Raw genomic sequence first — 19,480 nt, 5'->3', positions numbered from 1 at the left:
GTCCGCCCACTCAGGATGAAGGATGCGGGAAGCACGAATGATCAAACTGTTGTGGCAACAAGGGCGCGGCCTGTGGCTGGCGCTGTTTCTCGGACTGCTGCTGCCGGCGCAGGGGTTCGCCGAGCCGGCGCCGCCGGGGGTGGCGAGGATCGACCTGGACCGGCGGATCATCGATCTGAGCGGCACGCTGGACGCGGCGCAGCAGCAGCGAATGACCGAGAAACTCGCAGCCCTGGAACAGCGCCGCGGTGCGCAGATCGCGGTGATGCTGGTGCCCAGCCTCGGCCAGCAAAGCATCGAGGCCCTGAGCAACCAGCTGTTTCGCGCCTGGAAGCTGGGGCGCAAGGGGGTCGATGACGGCATCCTGCTGCTGGTGGCGAAGAACGATCGCCAGGTGCGCATCGAGGTGGGTTATGGCCTGGAACCGGTGGTCACCGACCTGCTGGCCGGGCAGATCATTGCCCGGGACCTGACCCCGGCGTTTCGCCAGGGGGATTTTGCCGGGGGCATCGAACAGGCCCTGGATGACCTGATCGTGCTGGTGGACGGCGGCGAGCTGCCGGAGCCGGCGCCCTTGAGCGTACCGCTCGAAGCCTATGCCTTGCTGCTGGCATTCATCATCGGCTCGGTGGCCGGGGTGATGCTGGCCGCGGGCTGGAAGTGGCGCCGGGTCCTGGCCGCTCTGGTGCTGCTGGTGGCGTTGCTGGTGGGCGCGGTGGGCGGTCGCGAGTGGCTGGTGCAATTGTTCCTGGTGCCGCTGTGCATGCTGGTGGGCGGCGCGACCTTCGCCGGATTGTGGCAGGCGCGCCGGGTGTTCTATGGGGTGCTGGGGCTGTTGCTGTATATCGCGCTGCTGACCCTGGTCAGCCGGTATCTGGGCCCTGCGACCTTCCTTTACGGGTTGGCCTGGCCGGTCGGCGTGCTGCTGGTGCTGGGAGGGCATTGGCTGCTCTACCGGATGATGCGCAACCGTTGGCGCATGAGCCCCAAGGGCTTTGCCTGGCGATTTGTGACGCTGCTGGTGCTGATCCTGCTAATGGCCTGGGGTGTCGATGCCTGGAGCACGGCCCGGCAGTGGCTGACGGTGTTGCCGTTCGCCTACTTCCTCGGTTTCATGCTGTTTGCCAGCGTCGGCAGTTTTCGTTGGTCCAGCAGCGGCGGCAGTGGTGGCAGTTCGAGCTCGGGAGGCGGGTTCTCCGGAGGCGGTGGATCCAGTGGTGGCGGTGGGGCGTCGGGCAGTTGGTGATGCGCCTGTTTGCCTTTGCCATGGCGGACGGACCCGGGCGCTGCCGTGTCCGTCCGGGTTCGTGGATCAGACCACTTCGTCGATCAACGAGGTGTTTGGCGCCGTGACCGTGACCGGTGGCTGAGGCTGTTCCTTGGCCTTGTCCCTGAGTTTTTCCAGCGCGTCTTTTTGTTCCGCCGTCAGGGGCGGTGGGGTCAGCACCTTGCCCGAGTCAGGCAGCTTGATGCCAGGCTGGGAGCCGCCGGCGGTCAGTGGGGGAAGGGGACGGTTGTTTATTTCCATGTCACTGCATCCTTGAGTGGGGGGTGAATAAAAGATAACGACCGCTTTGCACTGATCTTTAGAGCCTATGCTCTAGATCGCCGCTCGCGGGCCGATCCAGGTGGTCTGCAAGTTCAACCCACGCTTCAAGGCGCGCCGGGGCGGGGCGAAAAACCGCAACAAGGGTTGATCCAGCGCCGGCTGCTGTCCTGCACAGGGCGCCCCGATACGCTGCAAGTACCGCCAGGCGCCCTGGTGGCCTATCGGCCCAGGCGGGCGATCAGGGGTTCGAGCGTGGGGCGTTTGCTCTGCCACTCCGCCTTGGTGATGCCCAGCAGGACCACGTCGATGCGCTGGCCATCCTTGAGGATGTTCTGGCGCCGCAGCCCCTCCTTTTGGAAACCGAATTTCAAGTGCATGTTGATGACGGCAGGGTTACTGGCCAGCACCTCGCAGTTGAGCTTTTCAACGCCGGCTTCATTGAAGGCGTAGTCCAGCATCCAGAACTCGATCCGGCTGCCCAGGCCTTTGCCTTGCTGCTCGGCGTCCAGGTAGAACGCCCAGTCGGCGGTTTTCTGGCGGGCATTGATGGCATTGAGTGAGACGATGCCCAGGGCCCGGCCTTGCTCCATGACCACAAATACCGCCTGGGTCGGATTGCCCCGCAGGGACTCCAGCCAGCGCTGGTGTTCCTGCTCGCTGATTTCGTGGGAGGTGTACATGTACTGGCGCACCTCTTTCTGGTTGCGCAGCGTGCGTACATGGGCCTGGGTGGCGGGGTCGGCATCGACCAGGGGGATGAACTGCATCCTGATGTCCTTCTCGGATGGGTGAGCGGTGCTGGCGCATGATGGCATATCCACTGCTGTCGCATGGATTTGTCTCCCGGGACAAGAACCGGTAGAAAGAGCCCTCGCATTCAGAAAACAGATACCTGCATGAGCAACATCGAGAAACCCAATAGTCGTCTGTTCGACCTCGACTTGCTGCGGGCCATTGTCACGGTGGCCGATTGCGGCAGTTTCACCACGGCCGCCAGTCGCCTGCATTCGACCCAGTCCACCGTCAGCCAGAAGATCCGCCGCCTGGAGGAAATGGCCGGGCAGCGCCTGCTGGAGCGTGGCAATCGCGACGTGCTGCCCACCGATGCCGGCGCCACGCTGTTGGGGTATGCCCGGCGCTTGCTGGCGCTGAACGACGAGATGCTGGAGGCGCTGTCCGGCGCCACGGTGGCGCTGACGGTGCGCATCGGGGTGCCGGATGACTTTGCCGCCGGGCGCACCACCGAGCAGTTGGCCGCCTTCAACCGCCGCTATCCCCAGGTCAAGCTGGAAGTCACCAGCGGCCTGAGTCGCGACCTGAGCGCCAGCTATGACCGCGGTGAACTGGACCTGGTGGTGCTCAAGCAACTGCGCAACAGCCGCGAGGCCCTGGGCTGCTGGCCGGAGAAGACCTGCTGGGTGGACAGCGCGAACAACCCCTGCATTGACCTCGATCCGCTGCCTATCGTCACCTTTCCGCCGCGGGGGGTGTACCGCGATGAAATGATCAATGCCCTGGAGTCCATCGGCCGGCGCTGGCACATCAGTTTCACCAGTTCCAGCCTCAGCGGCCTGCAGTCGGCGATTGCCGATGGCATGGGCATCGGCCTGCTGCCGATGCGCGCGGTGACGGCGGGGCATCAGGTTCTGGCCCGCAGCACCGGGCTGCCGTCGGTGGATGTGTTCGAGGTGGCGTTGCTGCACCGTCCGGCGGCGGATCCCATGGTCAAGGAGCTGGCCCGGGTATTGTCGCGGGTGCTGGCTCAGGACACTCGGAGCTGAGCCTGTTTGGTATTTGATAAATGAATATGCCGGATTCCGGTATTTAATTTGTGCATGAAGGCGGCGCTGGATATCGTGGTGCCCAGCAGTGGTCCGCGTCACCTCGTGGCGCGTCGACCCGCAGCTTTGTTCACCCCGGCGGCGCTGCCGCACGGGGCAGCAAAACAACAATGAGGAGAGTCTCGATGTCCAAAACCACTTATTACGCACCCCACGGCGGGCACCCGGCGCAGACCGAAATGCTCACCGACCGTGCCATGTTCACCGAAGCCTATGCCGTGATCCCCAAGGGCGTGATGCGTGACATCGTCACCAGCCACCTGCCGCACTGGGACAACATGCGCATGTGGGTGATTGCCCGTCCGCTGTCGGGTTTTGCCGAAACCTTTTCCCAGTACATCGTTGAAGTGGGCGCCAATGGCGGCAGCGACAAGCCCGAGCAGGACCCCAACGCCGAAGCGGTGCTGTTCGTCGTCGAAGGCGAAGTCAACCTGACCCTGCAGGGCCAGGAGCATGTCCTCAAGCCCGGTGGCTATGCCTTTATCCCGCCGGCGGCCGACTGGAAGCTGCGCAACACCAGCGGCACCGAGGCGCGTTTCCACTGGATCCGCAAGCACTACCAGAAAGTCGACGGCGTGCCGTACCCGGATGCGTTCGTCACCAACGAGCAGGACATCGAGCCGCGGGTGATGCCGGACACCGAGGGTCGCTGGAGCACCACGCGTTTTGTCGACATGAGCGACATGCGCCATGACATGCACGTCAACATCGTCAACTTCGAGCCGGGCGGCGTGATTCCGTTCGCCGAAACCCACGTCATGGAGCACGGCCTCTATGTTCTGGAAGGCAAGGCGGTGTATCGCCTGAACCAGGACTGGGTCGAGGTCGAGGCCGGCGACTTCATGTGGCTGCGCGCGTTCTGCCCGCAGGCCTGCTACTCCGGCGGCCCGGGTCGCTTCCGCTACCTGCTGTACAAGGATGTGAACCGCCAGATGCGCCTGACCCTCAACGCACCGCATTGATCCAACAGCAGGGCAGGGGCGCTCAAGGCCTCTGCATGGCTGGATGGCCAACCACGGGAACCGGCGACCATTCGCCGGTTTTCTTTTTTCTGCGGGCTGCGCCCGCCGGGAATATTCAGCGCTGCAACAGGCCACATCGTTCCCTTGCTCGATCCCCTTCACGTCCAGGATCGTTGCGGGCTTTTTGAAGCCGGCAGCAATGCAAGAGCGAGCCTGGTTGTAGCGCCATCACATCTCGATGGTCGGCATGGTGCTCTTGCCGCAGCTGATGAGTTGCCCTGCGGTGACCTGGAGCCCATTGCTGGGTTTCGCGCTGTACCCGGCGAGGAAGCCTGCCATTACCAAGGCCGTGTATAGAATCGATTTTCTGAAGATCATGCTGGTGCCCGCTGTAGGGGGGATAGGAACCTGTGCAGCACTGATCCCTGTTCCGGGAAAAGGTTCCTGATGAGCCGGCGCAACGGATAGCAGGCGCAGCTCGGCATTGACCGCGGTACCCGTGGAGGTCTGCGGACGTGGCGGAGCGTCGATGACTGGAGGGGGCGGGAAGCGCACTTGCGCAGTGGCGAAGGCCGCGAGGACAAGGTTTGGAAGAGGGCGCTGTGGATAGTCTTCGGGTCTCGCAACTGCTGCGGACCCGAAGGGCTTGTAGCTTACTTAGATGCGGTGAATCTGAGTGATGTGCGGCTTACCGTTAATTGGCGCGTAGATTTCAACTATCGCCTGCCAGCTGCTGGACGAGCCCGGTAGCGTCGCTTTCGTCTGGTAGCGATAGTTGGTGCCGTTGACTACCTGGGTCGACACCAGTTCGGGCGTGTAGTTAACACCTACGAACCCGGCCAAGGCCTCTTTGAAGACTTCCTGATCCTTTGGGGTCAGTTTGTGGTAAGCGGTCCATCCACCAACAAGATGTTCTTGAGCAGTCATGAATTAAATCTCCATATTTAAATTCCTACTCGTCTGGCTTTTCGGATTTCGCCCCGTCTATTGAATGGTTTCCGGAATCCATTTCCTGAATGGTTTTCCGAGCATCCCTACTCCTATTTACTGTGAATCCGGGTGCTTGGGAAAACACCGATACGAGCCTACTGCCGGCTCGGGGGAGTGTAGATCAGGAACGTTGTCTGGGCTGGCGGCCCTGCGCATAGGGGCGCGAGTTCGCCGCAACTCCTGGGCATCGGTCCACTCTGCGGTCATGGGCGTGTCGACCAGGCCTGGCGCCACAGCGTTTACGCGAATGTCCGGCCCCAGCGATAACGCGAGCAAGCGGGTCATGTGATTAAGTGCGGCTTTGCTGACCGTCCGTTGGAACTTGAGGAAAGTGCTGTGGGGGAGGCTGATTTTATTTCAGGCATGACGTTGATGAAGTCCTGTGCCGCTGCACGTGATGCCAGGAGAACAGACTTCAGAGCGTAGTAGCGATTGCCAGGGCCAGTTGTTTGTCGGTCATGTACGGCTGGCCATAGGCCGAGTGGTAGTAGCGAACGGCTTGCTCGAATTGAGCGCCGCGAATCTCGCCGTTTGAGCCTACGAATGCCAGTGCATCAGCCTTGGCAGGCTGGAATTGCTTCACCGCCAGCTCAGATAGTCCGGTTGTTCCTGAAAGAAGCAAGGTTGGAGCCAGCGTTATCATCATCATCGAGTTTTGATAGGAGCCCTTGTTTTCCGCCGCGGCTTGAGCGCCGGTCAATGCCAGGATGACGAACACTAGAGTTTTCCATTTATGCATTCCTCACCGCTTCCTTGCTGCCTGCCGAATAGTGGCGCAACGATACCAAGGTAGGTCGCTGTAGAGATAGAAGCATTCCGGTGCTGGGCCGGGTGCGAGGGGGAGGCCTGTCAATGATCAGCCGTTGTTCAGCGCATCGCCGTCGGCGGGCTTGGTTGAGGGCTTTATCAGCTGTGGCCCGTGGTTCCTGACGTTGCCAATGGCCGCGCTGACTCTGAACCACTCGAAGGCGCCGACAGGCTCACCCTGGAGCAAGGCCATCTGTTCTGCACGCTCCTTGGGCGTGCCAGAGTCGAGCCATTCTCGGGCCAGGTCCGGCGCCAGGACTACCGGCCGGCGGTCGTGAATATCGACCATGCCACCTTGAGCGTCGGCAGTGATGATCACAAAACCGTCGTGCTCGCCGTGGTCCGGGGCCGGAAGCTGTCCGATCGAGGCGCAGAGGATAGGAGAGCCGTCGAAGTGCCGGATCAGGTAGGGCTGCTTCTTCGGGCCGCCTTCGTCCACCCACTCGAACCAGTTGTCGATTGGGCATATGGCCCGGTGCGGCCAGATCTGGCGGAAGAACGGGCCGTGGGCCACTTTTTCGACCCGGGCATTGATCGGGGCTGCGCGATCATCCGCCCAGTGCGGCCGCCAGCCCCAGCGCACGGCGTTGGCATGCAACGCCTCGCCGACAACATGGAAGAGGGCAAGCTGCATCGTCGGTGCTGCGTTGTAGTGCCCCAAGGGCTGGTCGCCAATGCTGTTGACCAGTGCCCCTGGCATGCTCAGGGCAGCGACGAAGTCGTGGATACCGCGATACTGAGAGAGTCTTCCGCACATTGCTGTGCCCTCACGCTAGGAGCGTAAGCATAGCTTCGCCTGGGGACTTCTATTGATCAGCACGCTTGCTGGTGCAGAGCTGTGGCAGCGCGTCAAGCCTGAACGCCAGACACAAAAAAGCCCTGAAAAATCAGGGCTTTCTCGTTGAGATTTGGCGGAGGCGTAGAGATTCGAACTCTAGGACCTGTTACAGTCGGCGGTTTTCAAGACCGCTGCCTTAAACCACTCGGCCACACCTCCAGATCGCATTGCGGGCGCCATAATACCCGAATGAAACACACTGTCAAACTCTCTGCGTCGCGAGTTACAGAGCCTCTGTTATCATCCTTGCCACTAAATGTTTCCCCCAACAGGAGTGTCGCCATGCGCGAACAGGATTACGCAGTTAATAACGGCGTGCAGGCCGAGCAGCTAGAGGTTAGCCGCGTCCTGCGCAACACTTACGGCCTGCTGGCCCTGACCCTCGCGTTCAGTGGTGTCATGGCTTATGTGGCGCAGCAGATGCGCGTCGGCTACCCGAATATCTTCGTGGTGCTGATCGGCTTCTACGGTCTGTTCTTCCTCACCAACAAACTCCGTGACTCGGCCTGGGGCCTGGTGTCGGCGTTCGCCCTGACCGGCTTCATGGGCTTCTTGCTCGGCCCGATCCTCAACCGTTACCTGGGCATGCAAGGCGGCGCTGAAGTGGTCAGCTCGGCCTTCGCCATGACGGCCCTGGTGTTTGGCGGTCTGTCGGCCTACGTGCTGATCACCCGCAAGGACATGAGCTTCCTCGGTGGTTTCATCACCGCCGGTTTCTTCGTCCTGATGGGCGCCGTGCTGGCCAGCCTGTTCTTCCAGATCAGCGGTCTGCAGTTGGCGATCAGCGCCGGTTTCGTGCTGTTCTCCTCGGTGTGCATCCTGTTCCAGACCAGCGCCATCATCCACGGCGGCGAACGCAACTACATCATGGCCACCATCAGCTTGTATGTATCGATCTACAACCTGTTCGTCAGCCTGCTGCAGCTGTTCGGCATCATGGGTCGCGACGACTGATCCCGGTTGTTGAACCCATAGAAAAAGCCCGCTTCGGCGGGCTTTTTGTTGTCCGGGTTCCAGCAGCGACAAGGCTTCAAGGGCTGTGCAGCTGCAAGCGTGCGTTGGCCATGGCGTCCTTGTTGACTTCGATGGAGAAGGACAGGACCGAGACGTGCTGCTGCTCCAGCTGGTCGATCCAGGTGATCAGGCCGTTGAGCGGACCTTCCAGGCTGAGGTTGACCCGTCCTTCATCTTCTTGATCCATGCGTTCGAGGTTGAGTCCGGCCAGGCTGCTGGAGCGTGCCAGCATGCCGGGCAGGGCATCGCCGGAAATGGCCGGGCCGCGAAGGGAAGAGGTGCTGGCGGGCAGTTGTTGTAGATCGTGAAGCAATTGCGTTTCCTCGGTATAGCGTTGCTCGGCCTGGGCCAGAGCCTGTTGTTGCGGTTGCCAGAGCAGGTAGAGGCCGGTCAGGCCAGCAAAGACGGTCAGGGCTTGTAACGCCCGTTGTTCGCGTGTTGCCAGACGCTGCCAGCGTTGCCGGAGTGGGGTCACCAGGGCGGTCTTGGCCGGAGTCGTGGCGCTGGATGGATTCACGTCTTACTCCTTGATTTGAAAACGCGCGGAGACGCCTTGTGCGTCACGCACGGATGAATCGGTGCTGACATTCAGGCCCTGGTTGATCAGGCCCTCGCGCAGCAGTTGCAGATCGGCAAAGGCCGGGGCGCTGACCTGCAGGCTCCAGCCTTCCTCGGCCTGGTAATCCAGGCGCTGGATCTGTGACAGGGCGCCGCCGCTGGCGGCCCATTGCTCCGCCAGTTGCGACAGGCGCAGGGCCACGCCGGGTGTTTCCTGTACCTGTTGGCGTTGCTTGAGCCGCACTTGATGCGCCAGGTCGCGGGTAACCGGTTCATCGGCGAAGCGCTCTTGCCACAGACTCTGGCTGGCCGCGTGCAACTGGTCACTGCGCTGCTCCAGATACAGCCGGTGCCCGACGTTCTGCAGCAGTTGCGCGCCGCCGGCGATCGCCAGCACCAGCAGCGCCAGGCGCCAGGGCGTCGCTTTGCGGGTGCGGCGCTGGAACTGGCCCTGGCACAGGTCAATCGCCTGCACGCTGCCCTGGCTGAGCACTTGCCAGGGCTGCTTCTCGGCTTGCCAGTTCTCCGGCTCCAGGTCGTCGATGCCTGGGGCCTCGGCGCCTTGCCACAGCAGCCCGTCCGGCAACAGCCGGCCGAGTTCGCCAAGCTCCCGCGGGTCGAGACTCAGGCGCATCGCGGCGCTGCCGCCGAGCAGCCAGCGACCGTCCCAGGCCAGGGCCCGTGGCCGGTCCTGGGGCAGGCAGTCGGCATCGATGTGCATGCGTGACGGTTGCAGCCCGTGCTCGGCCAGACGCTTGAGACAACGCTGCAGGCGCTCGCGGTTGATGACCAGCACTGTGCAGTGACGTCGCTCGCGCAACGGGCCGTGGGCCAGGTGCAGATGCTCGACGTCCTCGATCAGTTGTTCTTCCAGGGCACTGTGCAGGGCCTGGCGCAACCAGCGACCGCTGCGCGCCGGGACGCTGACCTGGTGAAAGCTGGCCATTTCCATGGGCAGCAGCAGGGCGAAGGCCTGTCCGCGCAGGTGTTCGGCGGCCTGCTCCAGATCGCCTTCCCGGGGAGCGCTGTCGGTTGACCACCAGTGGCAATGCCAGGGGCGGTCGCCCGGGGTATGGGGTGAAAGGTAAAGCCAATGGCTCATCAATGGTTACTCGGTAAGCGAATGGTCGTTGAGCGGCGCGGGCAGCAAGGTGCGCTGTTGCACGCGGACCTGGTCGGCACTCATGACCCGCAGGTCGCTGACCAGGCGCAAGCGTCGGCCATGCAGTTCAACGTCGATGGTGGCGCGGAACTGGCGGCTGTTGACGCTCAGCCCGCGCGCGGTAATGTCCCGGCCCTGCAGCATGGGATTGGCGAGAAACGCGGCGACCGTCGGGTAGCCCTTGGCCGGGCGTGTCTGGGCCAGGGTCCGGGCGGTCGGCAGATCGATGCCTTCGATGCTGGCCAGCACCAGGGCGCCGGCGGTGTTGAGGTTGATGTGTCCCTGCTCGTAGGTCGCCACCAGCGGCGCCAGGCGTTGCAGGGTGTCGGCGCCCACCTCTGGCAGTGGCCGCAGTTCACTGATGTCGCTCAGGGGCAAAGGGCGGCCTAGGCGATCTCGGGGGCGCAGCAGCGCCGCCGGGTCGTGGGGCTTGATCTGGGCCAGGGCCAGCAGCCGCTGGTAGCGGGCGCGGGGAATGACATCGTCCTGCACCAGCGTGCTGTTGAGGTTGAGCCGGGCGCCCAGATCGACGATCTGGATCGCAATCCTGCCACCTTCGATCGGGAACGCCGGTGCCGGCCGGGCCCAGTGCTGGCCCAGATGGGTCACCAGCAGGCCGCCTTCGCTGCGGGCGTCTTCCAGCAACTGGCCGCGGGCCCAGCTCTCGCCGCTCAGGGCCAGTTGCCAGAGCTGCTGGTGCTGCACCAGATGGCTGCTGCTGGCCAGGCTGAGCCGCTGGCGGGCGAGCATATTGCTGACGATCAGGGTCACCAGCGCGGTGATCAGCAACACGCTGAGCAAGGCGACGCCGCGTTGGGCGCGGGGCCTACTCACCGGGTGCGTCCTCGTCCACTTCGGCGCCGCCGGGCAGCAGAATCAGCCGGCGGATATGCGGGAAGCCGGGCGCGCTCAGCTCGATGTCCACGGCCGCCGGCAGGCTCAGGGCCTCGCTGCCGATGGGCCAGCTGTCATGGGGCTGGCCCAGGGCGTCGATGAAGCGCAAATGCATCAGCTCGACGCCACTGAGCAAGGGCTGTACCTGGCTGACGCTGCCTGGTTCCAGGCCCTGGGTTTCGCGCAGCCACTGGCCATCGCTGAAGCGGTGGCTGACCTGCAACAGATCGCTGCGCGGATAGTCCAGGGGGTTGCGCCAGCCGCCGCGCAGCAGGCGCAGCCCCTGGTGCTGGCTGATCAGTGCCTGGCTATGGCTGTGGTCGTCCTTGAGGGCGTGACGCCGCACCTGCACCAGGTCGCGTTCCAGCAGACTCAGGGCCCGTTGCAGGTGACGCAATTGCAGTTCCTGGGTCTGGATGCGCTGGTCGCTGCGCATCACCCGGTCCAGCAACTGATAGGTTGCCAGGCCCAGGAGGCTGAAGATGGCGATGGCCACCACCACTTCCAGCAAGGTGAAGCCGCGCTGGTTCATGGGTTGGCCTCGATGTAGCCCAGCAGTTGCGCGCGGCTGTACTGCCGGGCCCGTTGCGGGTCCTGCTCGGCCGAGACCCGCAGGTTGACCTTGAGCAGCCGCGAGTCCGGGGCCGCTTCGATCTCGCTGAACAGCCACCAACTGCGCCCGCCAAACTCCACCTGCCGTTGCTGGCGGCCGCTGGTGCGCGGCTGCATCCCGCAGCGCAGTTCATTCATATAGTTGTCGGCGATCCAAGTGGCCTGGGTGCGTTCGGCCAGGTTGCCGCTGTTGATGGCCACATGCTGGATCGCACTGAACAGCGCAATCGACAGCGTGGCGAAAATCGCCAGCGCCACCATCACTTCCAGCAGGGTGAAGCCCCGTTCAGTTCGCGGTTTCAAGTCGGGGCTCCTGTAGGCCGTCGCTGGAAAGGCTCAGCAACGGTGTGTTGCGGTGCTCGATCCACAGGGTGAAGGCGCTGGTTTCGTCACTGGACAGCACCAGCAGCTGCGGCGTGGTGCTGCGACGGCCGGCCTGGCCCAGGGTCGGGCCGGCTTCGGGCACCTCAAGGCGCAGGCGCAGGTTGTCGGGCAGGCGCTGGGCCCGCCAGTCGCGGTCAGCCAGCCATTGCCCCTGTTCATCCAGGCGCAGCACGGAGTAGGCGTCGGGTTCGATGCGCAGGCCGTAGTCGCTGTTGCTCAACACCGCCTGCTGGCGCAGCAGTTGCAGCAGCGCCAGCAGGCGATCACCTTCGCGGCGCGCCTGCCGGCTGGCGGAGTCGGGGTTGATCAGGCCGATCATGCCCGCGGACAGGGCGATGATCAGCACCACCACCAGCACTTCGACCAGGGTGAAGCCCTTGGAGTGGGAGCGTTGCACCGATCAGCGGTCCCAGTTGCCGATCTCGGCGTTCAGGCCTTCACCACCGAGCTTGCCGTCGGCGCCAAAGGAGAACAGGTCATAGCCCGTGCCCCGGGTGCCTGGCACGCGGTACTGGTAGGCGTTGCCCCAGGGGTCGATGGGCAGGCGCTTGAGGTAGCCGTCGGGGTTCCAGTTGCGCGCCGGCGGGTTGCCGCTGGGCTTGCTGACCAGGGCTTCGAGCCCTTGCTGACTGCTGGGGTACTGATGGTTGTCGAGCTTGTAGATGTCCAGGGCCATGGCGATGGCCTTGATGTCGCTCTGGGCGGCGGCGGCCTTGGCCTGATCGGGACGGCTCATGATCTGCGGCACCACCAGGGCCGCGAGGACCCCGAGGATGACCACCACCACCATGATTTCAATCAGGGTAAAGCCGCGTTGTTTGTTCTGAGTCTGCACTTAGGGGGTTCCGCATTCAGGTAATCAATTGGTTCAGGCTGAGGATCGGCATCAGGATCGCCAGCACGATGATCAGCACCGAGGCGCCCATGAACACCAGCATGGCCGGCTCGAACAGGCCCACCAGCAAGGCGATGCGGTTGGCCAGTTGTTCCTCCTGCTGCTTGGCGGCGCGTTCGAGCATGCTGTCCAGCTCGCCGGAGCGTTCACCGCTGGCGATCATGTAGAGCATCATCGGTGGGAAACTGCCGTTGAGTTCCAGGGCCCGGGTCAGGCTGATACCTTCGCGTACCCCCCGGACAATGTCTTTCAGACCAGTACGAATCTTCTGATTGGCCACCACTTCGCTGGCGATGGACAGGGCGTCCAGCAGTGGCACGCCGCTGCGTCCGAGAATCGCCAGGGTGCTGACAAAACGCGTGCAGTTGCTGGCCCGGATCAGCCGGCCCAGCAGCGGCAGTTGCAGCACCAGGGCATGCCAGCGCTCGCGGGTGGCCGGGTTGCGGACGGCGCCGCGGGCGGCCAGGACCAGGGCCGCTATCACCAGCAGCATGAGCAGGCCATAGCTCTGCAGGAACGCGCTGCTGGCGATCAGGCCCCGGGTCAGCAGCGGCAGTTCCTGGCCACTGTCGATAAACACCTTGACCACATCGGGCACCACGAAGCCCAGCAGGAAGCCGACGATGCTCACGGCCGCCAGCATCAGGATGCTCGGGTAGAGCATGGCCAGCTGGATCTGTTGGCGGGCCGCTTGCTGGGCCTCGGTGTAGTCGGCCAGGTTCAGCAGCACCTGGCCCAGGTGTCCGGAACGTTCGCCGGCGGCCACCGTGGCCCGGTACAGATCGGGGAAGGCTTTGGGGTAGGCGGCCAGGGCCACCGCCAGGCTGTAGCCCTCCAGGACTCGGGAGCGGATGGCCAGCAGCATGCTCTTGATCCGCTGCTTCTCGCACTGCGCGGCGACCGCGGCCAGCACTTCTTCCAGGGGCAGGGCGGCCTGGACCAGGGTCGACAGCTGGCGGGTGAGCAAGGCCAGTTCGGCGCTGCTCAAGCCGCCGCCGGACACCTGCAACAGGCCTGTGCCGCGTACACGTTTGTTCTGCGCGGCGCTGAGCTTGAGGACCACCAGATGGCGCTCGCGCAACAGTTGCCGGGCATGACGCGGGCTGTCGGCTTCCACCACCCCGGTGGATTTTTTGCCGGCGGCGCACATGGCCAGGTATTCGTAAGCGGCCATGATCAGTCCCTCTGGGTCACGCGTAGCAGTTCTTCCAGGCTGGTCTGCCCTTGCAACACCATGGCCTGGCCGTCATCGAACAGGCTGGCGCTGTGCGTGCGCGCATGCTCCAGCAGTTGGTGCTCGCCGGCGCCGGTGTGGATCAACTGACGCAAGGTGTCGTCGAACAGCACCAGTTCATAGATGCCCCGGCGCCCGCGATACCCCGAGTGCTGGCAGGCGCTGCAGCCCTTGGGCCGGTACAGCCGCGGCGCGGCGTCGGCGCTCAGGCCCAGGCGTTCGCAGGCGGCGGCATCGGCGCTGTGGGGCTCCTTGCACTCCGGGCACAGCAGGCGCACCAGGCGCTGGGACAACACCCCCAGCAGCGAAGTGCAGAGCAGGAAGGGCTCGATGCCCATGTCCACCAACCGGGTCACCGCGCCGATGGCGCTGTTGGTGTGCAGGGTCGAGAGCACCAGGTGCCCGGTGAGGGACGCCTGCACGGCAATTTCCGCGGTTTCGCGGTCACGGATCTCGCCCACCATCACCACGTCCGGGTCCTGGCGCAGGATGGCCCGCAAGCCTCGGGCGAAAGTCATGTCGACCTTGGCGTTGACCTGGGTCTGGCCGATCCCGGTGAGGTGATATTCCACCGGGTCCTCGATGGTCAGGATGTTGCGCTCCAGGCTGTTGAGGCTGGCCAGCCCGGCATACAGCGTGGTGGTCTTGCCGGAGCCGGTGGGGCCGGTGACCAGGAGAATGCCGTGGGGTTTGTGCAGGGCGATTTCCAGGCGCTGGCGCACGTTGTCGTTCATCCCCAGGTGGCTCAGGTCGAGGCGCCCGGCCTGCTTGTCCAGGAGGCGCATCACCACCCGTTCGCCATGACTGGAGGGCAGGGTCGAAACCCGCACATCCACCTCGTGGCCGGCGATGCGCAAGGCGATCCGGCCGTCTTGGGGAATGCGCTTCTCGGCGATGTCCAGCTTGGCCATGACCTTGATCCGCGACACCAGCAGGGTCGCCAGCTCGCGGCGCGGGCGCAGCACTTCACGCAGCAGGCCATCGACCCGCAGGCGCACCGACAGGTGTTCCTCGAAGGCTTCCAGGTGCACGTCGGAGGCCTTGCTCTTGACCGCCTCGCTGAGGATCGCGTTGATCAGGCGGATGATCGGTGCGTCATCTTCCTGCTCCAGCAGGTCGGTGGTCTTGGGCAGTTGCTCGGCCAGGCTGTTGAGATCGAACTCTTCGTCGAACTGCTCGCCCAGGCCGTCGGCCACCTGCTTGGCGCCGTTCTGCCCGTCGCGGTAGTGAGCGGCCAGGCGCTGGGCGAAGGCTTCGTCGTCCAGCACCTCGCTGCGCAGCAACGAGCCGTTGCAGCGCCGGACCTCGGCCATCACCGACAACGGCGTACTGGCGCGGCAATAGAGCACCGCGCCGTCCGGCTGATGGTCCAGCACCACACCGTGGCGGCGCGCGTAGGCAAAGGCCAGACGCGCGTCTTCGGCGGTGGCGATCATGGTTGCCGCTGGGCGCCGGGGGCGCGCACATCGATCAGGCCCGCATCGCCCTGGCGGTTGGCGTCGAACAGGCGGTTGGCGTCGGCAGGCAACTGGCCGCCGCTCTTGCCGTCCGGGCTGCGCAGCAAGCGCATGTTGTTGTACTTGTGCTGGCTCATCTGCTCGGTGCTGGCGGCGCTGCGCAGCAGGGTCGGACGCAGGAACACCATCAGGTTGGTCTTCTCGTTGACTTCCTTGCTGCTGCTGAACAGGCGGCCGACCCAGGGAATGTCCCCCAGCAGCGGCACTTTGCTGACCTGGACCTTGACGTTGTCCTTGATCAACCCGCCGAGGACGATGATCTGCCCGTCGTTGGCCAGGATGGTGCTCTTGACCGAGCGCTTGTTGGTGATCACGTCGCTGGTGTTGATGCCCGGCGGCGCGGCGGCCAGTTCGGAGCTTTCCTGCTCGACGTTCAGGCGCAGGAAGTTGCCCTCATTGATATGCGGCGTGACCTTGAGGGTGATCCCCACATCCTTGCGCTCCACCGTGGTGAAGGGGTTGCTGGCACCGGCGGTGTCGGTGGTGTAGGAGCCGGTCTGGAACGGCACGTTCTGGCCGACGAGGATTTCCGCCGCTTCGTTGTCCAGGGTCAGCAGGCTCGGGGTGGACAGCAGGTTGTTGTTGGAGTCGCTGGACAGCGCGGTGATCAGCGCGCCGAAGTTGCTGCCGCCGATGCCGATGATCGCGCCATCGGGCAGGTTCGGGCGCTTATCGTCCTGCAGGTTGTTGAGCAAGGTGCCAATGGACAGGCCGGCGCTGTTGAAATTGCTGGCGGCGGACAGCTTGCCGCGGTTGCCGGCCCATTGCACGCCCAGGGCCTGGTTGATGTCGCCGCTGACTTCGACGATCGCCGCCTCTACCAGCACCTGGGCCCGGGGCCGGTCCAGCTCGTTGATGATGTTTTCGAAGGTCGCCAGCTGGGCCGGCGAGGCCATCAGCACCAGGGCGTTCTGGCTGGTGTCGGCGCTGACCAGCACCGGGCTGTCGGGCTTCTGGCTGTCGCCGCCACGGTTGCTGGATTCCATGCGCTTGCCAATGCCGCTGAGCAGTTCTTCGAGCTTCTTCGCATCGCTGTGGTTGAGCCGGCGTACCCGCGCGGTGTCGCCGACATTGGTCGGCACATCCAGGCTTTGCGCCAGACGCTGCATCTGCTGGCGGATCGGCGCCGGGCCGACCAGGATCAGGCGGTTGCTGCGCGAGTCGCCAATGGCCTTGGCGCTGGTCATCGCACTGTTGCTGTCGGCCAGGCTGTCGGTCAGGGTCTTGGCCACTTCGGTGGCCCAGGCATGCTTGAGCTGCACGATGCTGAACTGCCGGCCACCGGCGTTATCCAGCTCGTTGATCACCAGGCGCACCCGCTCGACGTTGTTGGCGCTGTCGGAAATCACCAGGGCGTTGGAGGTGGTGGAGGGCGCCATGTAGGCGTCCGCGGCCACCAGCGGGCGCACCGCGCTGGCCACTTCGCTGGCGTTGGCGTTGTTCAGCTCGATGACCTGGGTCACGAACTCTTCGCTGGCGCCGCTGGGCTCGGCGTGGGCCTTGGTCTTGGCTTCGGCCACCGGCAGGATCAGCACCCGGTCGCCCTGGTCCATGGCGACAAAGCCCTGGCTGCGCAGGGCGGTGAGAAACAGCGAGTAGATGCCCTGCTGATCCATGGCGGTGCTGGACTGCACCGTGACCTTGCCGTTCAGGCGCGGGTCCAGAATCATCGTCTTGCCGGTGATCTGGCCCACTTCGTTGACCAGGTCGCGCAGCTCGGCGTCCTTCATGTTCAGGGTCCATTGCTGGGCCGCGGCGGTTTTTTCCGTGGCGTACACGGGGTTGATCAGGGTGCCCAGGGTCAGCAGGGACCCGGCGATAAATGCTCGATTCATGATGCTCCAGGGGGTTGCAGGGACGGTTGCAGCAGGCTCCCGCTGCCTGGCTGTGGATGGGGTTGGGCCGCGGCGGCGTCCTGGTCCTGCGGAGTCAGCAACGCTGTTTCGTGCTGGGGCAGGCTCAGGATCAGTTCCTCGCCAAAGCGTTGCACCCGCACTTGGTCGGTGCCGATCTGGCGCAGGCTGCCACCGCCCGGCAGGGGCTCGCCGATGCCATAGAAGCGGCGGCCTTCGGGCGACTCGATCAGGGCCCGGGAGTGTTCCGGTTGCCCGGCCACCAGGCTGGCCACCAGGCTCAGCGGCACCCGGGGCAGGTCGCTGGAGTGCTCCGGCAACTGCACGCCGAACAGCCGGGCGATGGCTTGCGGGTCGGGCTGGGCCCGGGGCGTTGGCGGCGCGACGGAAGGCGCCTGCAGGCTCGCCGGGTTCAGGCTTTGCCGGAACTGCCAGCTGCTGTAGGCCAGCCAAGTCAGCCAGGCCGCCAGAAACGACAAGGCGCCGACCAGCAGGCCAGCGCGAAGTGTGAGGCGAAGGGCGCTCATAAGCACATGCGCCTGGGCAGGTTTTCACCCTGCCGGAGCAGGGTTCTTGAATAGGGGGTTGAGCTCATGGGGGGCTTGACCGCTAACGAGGAGCGTGGCGCCGTGGCGCCACGCTCGGGTGGTTGACGCTATGACTTACTTGGCGTTCCAGGCCGACTGCCAGGCGAAACCTACGCCCGGCTCGTAGGCGTTGGAGCCGCTGGTCCACTGGGTGCACCAGCCGGCGACGGCGCCAGGCTTGCACTCATAGGTCTTGCCGTCCTTGGGTTGCAGGACCACGGTGCCGGCCTTGTAGGATTTCAGGCCATTGGGGAACACGTAGTCGTACTTGGCGCCGCCTTCACCGCCGTTGCCGCCTTCGTTGCCACCTTCACCACCGCCGGCTTCGGCCTTGAGGGTGAAGCGGGCGGATTGTTGCAGCACTTCGCCTTTCTTCGAGGTGGCCACGACCACCAGGTCATAGACCCCGGGGCTGATATTGTTCAGCGGTATGGAGAAGTGCGGGGTGTTGCCGGCCGGCGCTTGCTGGAAGGTCACGCTTTCGCCTTTGGCGTTGAGCACGGTGGCCTTCACGGTGTAGTCGCCGCCCTTGGCGATGGCGTTGAAGTGCAGTTCGGTCTTGCCGTCTTTCAGGGTGTATTCGGACTGCATGCCGGTGATGGACAGCTCGCCCGGTTTGGCGGCCTGTTCCTTGTCGATCATCACGTTGACGATGTCGCTGCCTTTCTTGACCAGGATTTCGTTCCTGCCGAAATTCGGCACCACTTCGTCCTTGTCGTTGAGCAGGCCCATCTGGTAGCCCTGCTTGGCGGTATTGACCTTCTTCGCCAGCGCGTGCGGCCAGACGTCGGCCTTGGCCAATTCGGCGCTATCGATGTTCAGCACCACTTGCTTGGCGTTGAGCTCGCCCTGTGCGTTGAAGACGCGAGTCTTGACCTTGTCGCCGATGCTCAGGGCTTCAGGTTGTACCGCGCCCACGGTGTTCCAGTTCGACGGGATGACCTCGCCATTGTCGATGTTCAGGTCGACCACGCTGTAGAAGGTGGCGTCGGTGTCGTTGACTTTCCAGGTGGCCAGCAGCACGTGGTAACCGGAGCGGTCAGACGGGATGTTCACGGTGTGATGGGTTTTGCCGTTGGCCGGGGCCGGGACGGTGCCAGACGGCCATGGCTGATCCAGCAGTGGGGTCATTTCGAACGAGTCGCGGGTCAGCGGTTGGTTCGGGTTCCAGTCTTTTTTGGTGATGTAGAACTGCCAGTAGCGGGTGGCGTGACCGGCTTTGTAGTGCCAGGTGAAGTTCTGCGGGCCCGGCTTGACGGTGGTCTTGGCCCAGCGGGTAGCACTCTGCTCGTTGATCGGGGAGAAGCGCACCAGGCCGCCGGCGGCGATGGTACCGTTGGCCGGGCCGCATACCTTGAAGTCGCCGGTGCAGGCCTGGGCGTTGCTTGGAAAGTGCTCGAGATCGTTACGGCCAGGCACGCCGATGTACTCGGTGCTTTGTGGCTCGTACATCACTGGACCGCAGTTGACGTTCAGTCTGCCGCCATCGGAATGGCACATGAAGGCGCGGGACTTAGGGCTTTCGATGTAGCCGTGGGCGGAGGCTTGCTGGGCGGCCAGTCCCGCCGTCGCCATGGCGATGACGATTGGCAGTTTGAGGAAGGAGCGAGTCCGGTTGGAGTTGATCATGGTGTATGCCTTGAGCAATTAAAAAAATGAGTGTTGAAGCGCTGCGAGGGGCCGGTGATGGGGCACTGGGACACCCGTGATGTCCGCTGCTCCGGCAGCCTTGCCAGCGAGCACAGGCTACGTGCTGCTCCGGGGGGTTCACATGGGACGAGTA

Annotated in this window: 21 protein-coding genes, 1 tRNA gene and 2 pseudogenes; 5 read left to right on the top strand and 19 right to left on the bottom strand. The window is 64.2% G+C overall.

The genetic code is table 11. The features are described 5' to 3' along the window. The first annotated feature begins 37 nt into the window (after positions 1-37). Entirely contained in the window at positions 38-1,246 is a 1,209-nt protein-coding gene (locus GWQ44_RS11165; RefSeq protein WP_275927333.1) for a TPM domain-containing protein, read from the top strand. A gap of 66 nt (positions 1,247-1,312) precedes the next feature. On the opposite strand, the gene GWQ44_RS11160 is transcribed toward GWQ44_RS11165, so the two are convergent. Then, the gene (locus tag GWQ44_RS11160) at positions 1,313-1,528 is read right to left on the bottom strand and encodes a hypothetical protein (RefSeq protein WP_275927332.1); all 216 of its coding nucleotides are present in this window, start codon (positions 1,526-1,528) and stop codon (positions 1,313-1,315) included. 85 nt (positions 1,529-1,613) lie between these two features. Between GWQ44_RS11160 and GWQ44_RS11155 the strand changes: the two are divergent. Continuing rightward, positions 1,614-1,697: pseudogene (locus GWQ44_RS11155) on the top strand (50S ribosomal protein L36); the annotation flags it as partial. 70 nt (positions 1,698-1,767) lie between these two features. Here GWQ44_RS11155 and pseH read toward each other — a convergent pair. After that, positions 1,768-2,316: a UDP-4-amino-4,6-dideoxy-N-acetyl-beta-L-altrosamine N-acetyltransferase gene (pseH, locus tag GWQ44_RS11150; RefSeq protein ID WP_275927331.1), complete on the bottom strand. Its 549-nt coding sequence runs from the start codon at positions 2,314-2,316 to the stop codon at positions 1,768-1,770. Between the two features lie 129 nt (positions 2,317-2,445). On the opposite strand from pseH, the gene GWQ44_RS11145 reads away from it, so the two are divergent. Continuing rightward, positions 2,446-3,330 (top strand): LysR family transcriptional regulator, encoded by an 885-nt coding sequence (locus GWQ44_RS11145; RefSeq protein ID WP_016963332.1) that lies wholly within the window; start codon positions 2,446-2,448, stop codon positions 3,328-3,330. A gap of 185 nt (positions 3,331-3,515) precedes the next feature. Next, the gene (locus tag GWQ44_RS11140) at positions 3,516-4,352 is read left to right on the top strand and encodes a bifunctional allantoicase/(S)-ureidoglycine aminohydrolase (protein WP_047305085.1); all 837 of its coding nucleotides are present in this window, start codon (positions 3,516-3,518) and stop codon (positions 4,350-4,352) included. 657 nt (positions 4,353-5,009) lie between these two features. On the opposite strand, the gene GWQ44_RS11135 is transcribed toward GWQ44_RS11140, so the two are convergent. The 5 genes and pseudogenes from GWQ44_RS11135 to GWQ44_RS11115 all read right to left on the bottom strand — a co-directional run bounded on the left by GWQ44_RS11135 (position 5,010) and on the right by GWQ44_RS11115 (position 7,146). Beyond that, a complete protein-coding gene (locus GWQ44_RS11135; RefSeq protein WP_016963335.1) occupies positions 5,010-5,279 on the bottom strand; it encodes a hypothetical protein in 270 nt (89 codons plus the stop codon). A 189-nt stretch (positions 5,280-5,468) separates the two neighbouring features. Beyond that, positions 5,469-5,651, bottom strand: a pseudogene (locus GWQ44_RS11130) (SDR family oxidoreductase); the annotation flags it as partial. Between the two features lie 106 nt (positions 5,652-5,757). Further along, the gene (locus tag GWQ44_RS11125; protein WP_275927330.1) at positions 5,758-6,081 is read right to left on the bottom strand and encodes a DUF2388 domain-containing protein; all 324 of its coding nucleotides are present in this window, start codon (positions 6,079-6,081) and stop codon (positions 5,758-5,760) included. Between the two features lie 117 nt (positions 6,082-6,198). Further along, the gene (locus GWQ44_RS11120; RefSeq protein WP_275927329.1) at positions 6,199-6,906 is read right to left on the bottom strand and encodes an SOS response-associated peptidase family protein; all 708 of its coding nucleotides are present in this window, start codon (positions 6,904-6,906) and stop codon (positions 6,199-6,201) included. A gap of 152 nt (positions 6,907-7,058) precedes the next feature. Continuing rightward, positions 7,059-7,146 (bottom strand) — tRNA-Ser (locus tag GWQ44_RS11115). Between the two features lie 123 nt (positions 7,147-7,269). Here GWQ44_RS11115 and GWQ44_RS11110 point away from each other — a divergent pair. Continuing rightward, on the top strand, positions 7,270-7,941 hold the full coding sequence (locus GWQ44_RS11110) for a Bax inhibitor-1/YccA family protein (protein WP_011062013.1): 672 nt from the start codon (positions 7,270-7,272) through the stop codon (positions 7,939-7,941). A 76-nt stretch (positions 7,942-8,017) separates the two neighbouring features. On the opposite strand, the gene gspM is transcribed toward GWQ44_RS11110, so the two are convergent. From gspM to gbpA, 12 genes are all read right to left on the bottom strand, one after another. After that, positions 8,018-8,518: a type II secretion system protein GspM gene (gene gspM / locus GWQ44_RS11105; protein WP_275927328.1), complete on the bottom strand. Its 501-nt coding sequence runs from the start codon at positions 8,516-8,518 to the stop codon at positions 8,018-8,020. Positions 8,519-8,521: 3 nt separating this feature from the next. Then, positions 8,522-9,661, bottom strand: coding sequence for a type II secretion system protein GspL (gspL, locus tag GWQ44_RS11100; RefSeq protein ID WP_275927327.1), 1,140 nt, complete (start codon positions 9,659-9,661; stop codon positions 8,522-8,524). Between the two features lie 6 nt (positions 9,662-9,667). After that, positions 9,668-10,555: a type II secretion system minor pseudopilin GspK gene (gspK, locus tag GWQ44_RS11095; protein WP_275927326.1), complete on the bottom strand. Its 888-nt coding sequence runs from the start codon at positions 10,553-10,555 to the stop codon at positions 9,668-9,670. Beyond that, positions 10,548-11,147 carry a type II secretion system minor pseudopilin GspJ gene (gene gspJ / locus GWQ44_RS11090; RefSeq protein WP_275927325.1) on the bottom strand — a complete coding sequence of 200 codons (600 nt, stop codon included), beginning with the start codon at positions 11,145-11,147 and terminating at the stop codon, positions 10,548-10,550. Before gspJ ends, gspK begins: the two co-directional genes overlap by 8 nt. Then, positions 11,144-11,530: a type II secretion system minor pseudopilin GspI gene (gspI, locus tag GWQ44_RS11085; RefSeq protein WP_275927324.1), complete on the bottom strand. Its 387-nt coding sequence runs from the start codon at positions 11,528-11,530 to the stop codon at positions 11,144-11,146. Before gspI ends, gspJ begins: the two co-directional genes overlap by 4 nt. After that, entirely contained in the window at positions 11,514-12,008 is a 495-nt protein-coding gene (gspH, locus tag GWQ44_RS11080; RefSeq protein WP_275927323.1) for a type II secretion system minor pseudopilin GspH, read from the bottom strand. Before gspH ends, gspI begins: the two co-directional genes overlap by 17 nt. Before the next feature lie 3 nt (positions 12,009-12,011). Further along, positions 12,012-12,446: a type II secretion system major pseudopilin GspG gene (gspG, locus tag GWQ44_RS11075; RefSeq protein WP_199012341.1), complete on the bottom strand. Its 435-nt coding sequence runs from the start codon at positions 12,444-12,446 to the stop codon at positions 12,012-12,014. A gap of 16 nt (positions 12,447-12,462) precedes the next feature. Further along, the gene (gene gspF / locus GWQ44_RS11070) at positions 12,463-13,680 is read right to left on the bottom strand and encodes a type II secretion system inner membrane protein GspF (protein WP_275927322.1); all 1,218 of its coding nucleotides are present in this window, start codon (positions 13,678-13,680) and stop codon (positions 12,463-12,465) included. 2 nt (positions 13,681-13,682) lie between these two features. Then, positions 13,683-15,176, bottom strand: a complete 1,494-nt coding sequence (gspE, locus tag GWQ44_RS11065) for a type II secretion system ATPase GspE (RefSeq protein WP_275927321.1) — start codon at positions 15,174-15,176, stop codon at positions 13,683-13,685. Further along, entirely contained in the window at positions 15,173-17,092 is a 1,920-nt protein-coding gene (gene gspD / locus GWQ44_RS11060; protein ID WP_275927320.1) for a type II secretion system secretin GspD, read from the bottom strand. The genes gspE and gspD overlap by 4 nt, the downstream gene beginning before the upstream one ends. Next, positions 17,089-17,637: a type II secretion system protein N gene (locus GWQ44_RS11055; RefSeq protein ID WP_275927319.1), complete on the bottom strand. Its 549-nt coding sequence runs from the start codon at positions 17,635-17,637 to the stop codon at positions 17,089-17,091. Before GWQ44_RS11055 ends, gspD begins: the two co-directional genes overlap by 4 nt. Positions 17,638-17,772: 135 nt before the next feature. Then, the gene (gene gbpA / locus GWQ44_RS11050) at positions 17,773-19,326 is read right to left on the bottom strand and encodes an N-acetylglucosamine-binding protein GbpA (RefSeq protein ID WP_275927318.1); all 1,554 of its coding nucleotides are present in this window, start codon (positions 19,324-19,326) and stop codon (positions 17,773-17,775) included. Positions 19,327-19,480 lie beyond the last annotated feature (154 nt).

The organism is Pseudomonas sp. 3MA1 (assembly GCF_029237275.1).
GTDB classification, from domain to species: Bacteria; Pseudomonadota; Gammaproteobacteria; order Pseudomonadales; family Pseudomonadaceae; genus Aquipseudomonas; species Aquipseudomonas fluorescens_AP.
The sequence above is the reverse complement of the archived record's forward strand: the minus strand, read 5'-3'. Positions and strand labels throughout refer to the sequence as shown.

What these genes read in the sequence shown, in the direction of transcription:
- GWQ44_RS11165 (WP_275927333.1), top strand. Translation starts at nt 38, where the DNA reads ATGATCAAACTGTTGTGGCAACAAGGGCGCGGCCTGTGGCTGGCGCTG.
- GWQ44_RS11160 (WP_275927332.1), bottom strand. Translation starts at nt 1,528, where the DNA reads ATGGAAATAAACAACCGTCCCCTTCCCCCACTGACCGCCGGCGGCTCC.
- pseH (WP_275927331.1), bottom strand. Translation starts at nt 2,316, where the DNA reads ATGCAGTTCATCCCCCTGGTCGATGCCGACCCCGCCACCCAGGCCCAT.
- GWQ44_RS11145 (WP_016963332.1), top strand. Translation starts at nt 2,446, where the DNA reads ATGAGCAACATCGAGAAACCCAATAGTCGTCTGTTCGACCTCGACTTG.
- GWQ44_RS11140 (WP_047305085.1), top strand. Translation starts at nt 3,516, where the DNA reads ATGTCCAAAACCACTTATTACGCACCCCACGGCGGGCACCCGGCGCAG.
- GWQ44_RS11135 (WP_016963335.1), bottom strand. Translation starts at nt 5,279, where the DNA reads ATGACTGCTCAAGAACATCTTGTTGGTGGATGGACCGCTTACCACAAA.
- GWQ44_RS11125 (WP_275927330.1), bottom strand. Translation starts at nt 6,081, where the DNA reads ATGCATAAATGGAAAACTCTAGTGTTCGTCATCCTGGCATTGACCGGC.
- GWQ44_RS11120 (WP_275927329.1), bottom strand. Translation starts at nt 6,906, where the DNA reads ATGTGCGGAAGACTCTCTCAGTATCGCGGTATCCACGACTTCGTCGCT.
- GWQ44_RS11110 (WP_011062013.1), top strand. Translation starts at nt 7,270, where the DNA reads ATGCGCGAACAGGATTACGCAGTTAATAACGGCGTGCAGGCCGAGCAG.
- gspL (WP_275927327.1), bottom strand. Translation starts at nt 9,661, where the DNA reads ATGAGCCATTGGCTTTACCTTTCACCCCATACCCCGGGCGACCGCCCC.
- gspJ (WP_275927325.1), bottom strand. Translation starts at nt 11,147, where the DNA reads ATGAACCAGCGCGGCTTCACCTTGCTGGAAGTGGTGGTGGCCATCGCC.
- gspF (WP_275927322.1), bottom strand. Translation starts at nt 13,680, where the DNA reads ATGGCCGCTTACGAATACCTGGCCATGTGCGCCGCCGGCAAAAAATCC.
- gspE (WP_275927321.1), bottom strand. Translation starts at nt 15,176, where the DNA reads ATGATCGCCACCGCCGAAGACGCGCGTCTGGCCTTTGCCTACGCGCGC.
- gspD (WP_275927320.1), bottom strand. Translation starts at nt 17,092, where the DNA reads ATGAATCGAGCATTTATCGCCGGGTCCCTGCTGACCCTGGGCACCCTG.
- GWQ44_RS11055 (WP_275927319.1), bottom strand. Translation starts at nt 17,637, where the DNA reads ATGAGCGCCCTTCGCCTCACACTTCGCGCTGGCCTGCTGGTCGGCGCC.
- gbpA (WP_275927318.1), bottom strand. Translation starts at nt 19,326, where the DNA reads ATGATCAACTCCAACCGGACTCGCTCCTTCCTCAAACTGCCAATCGTC.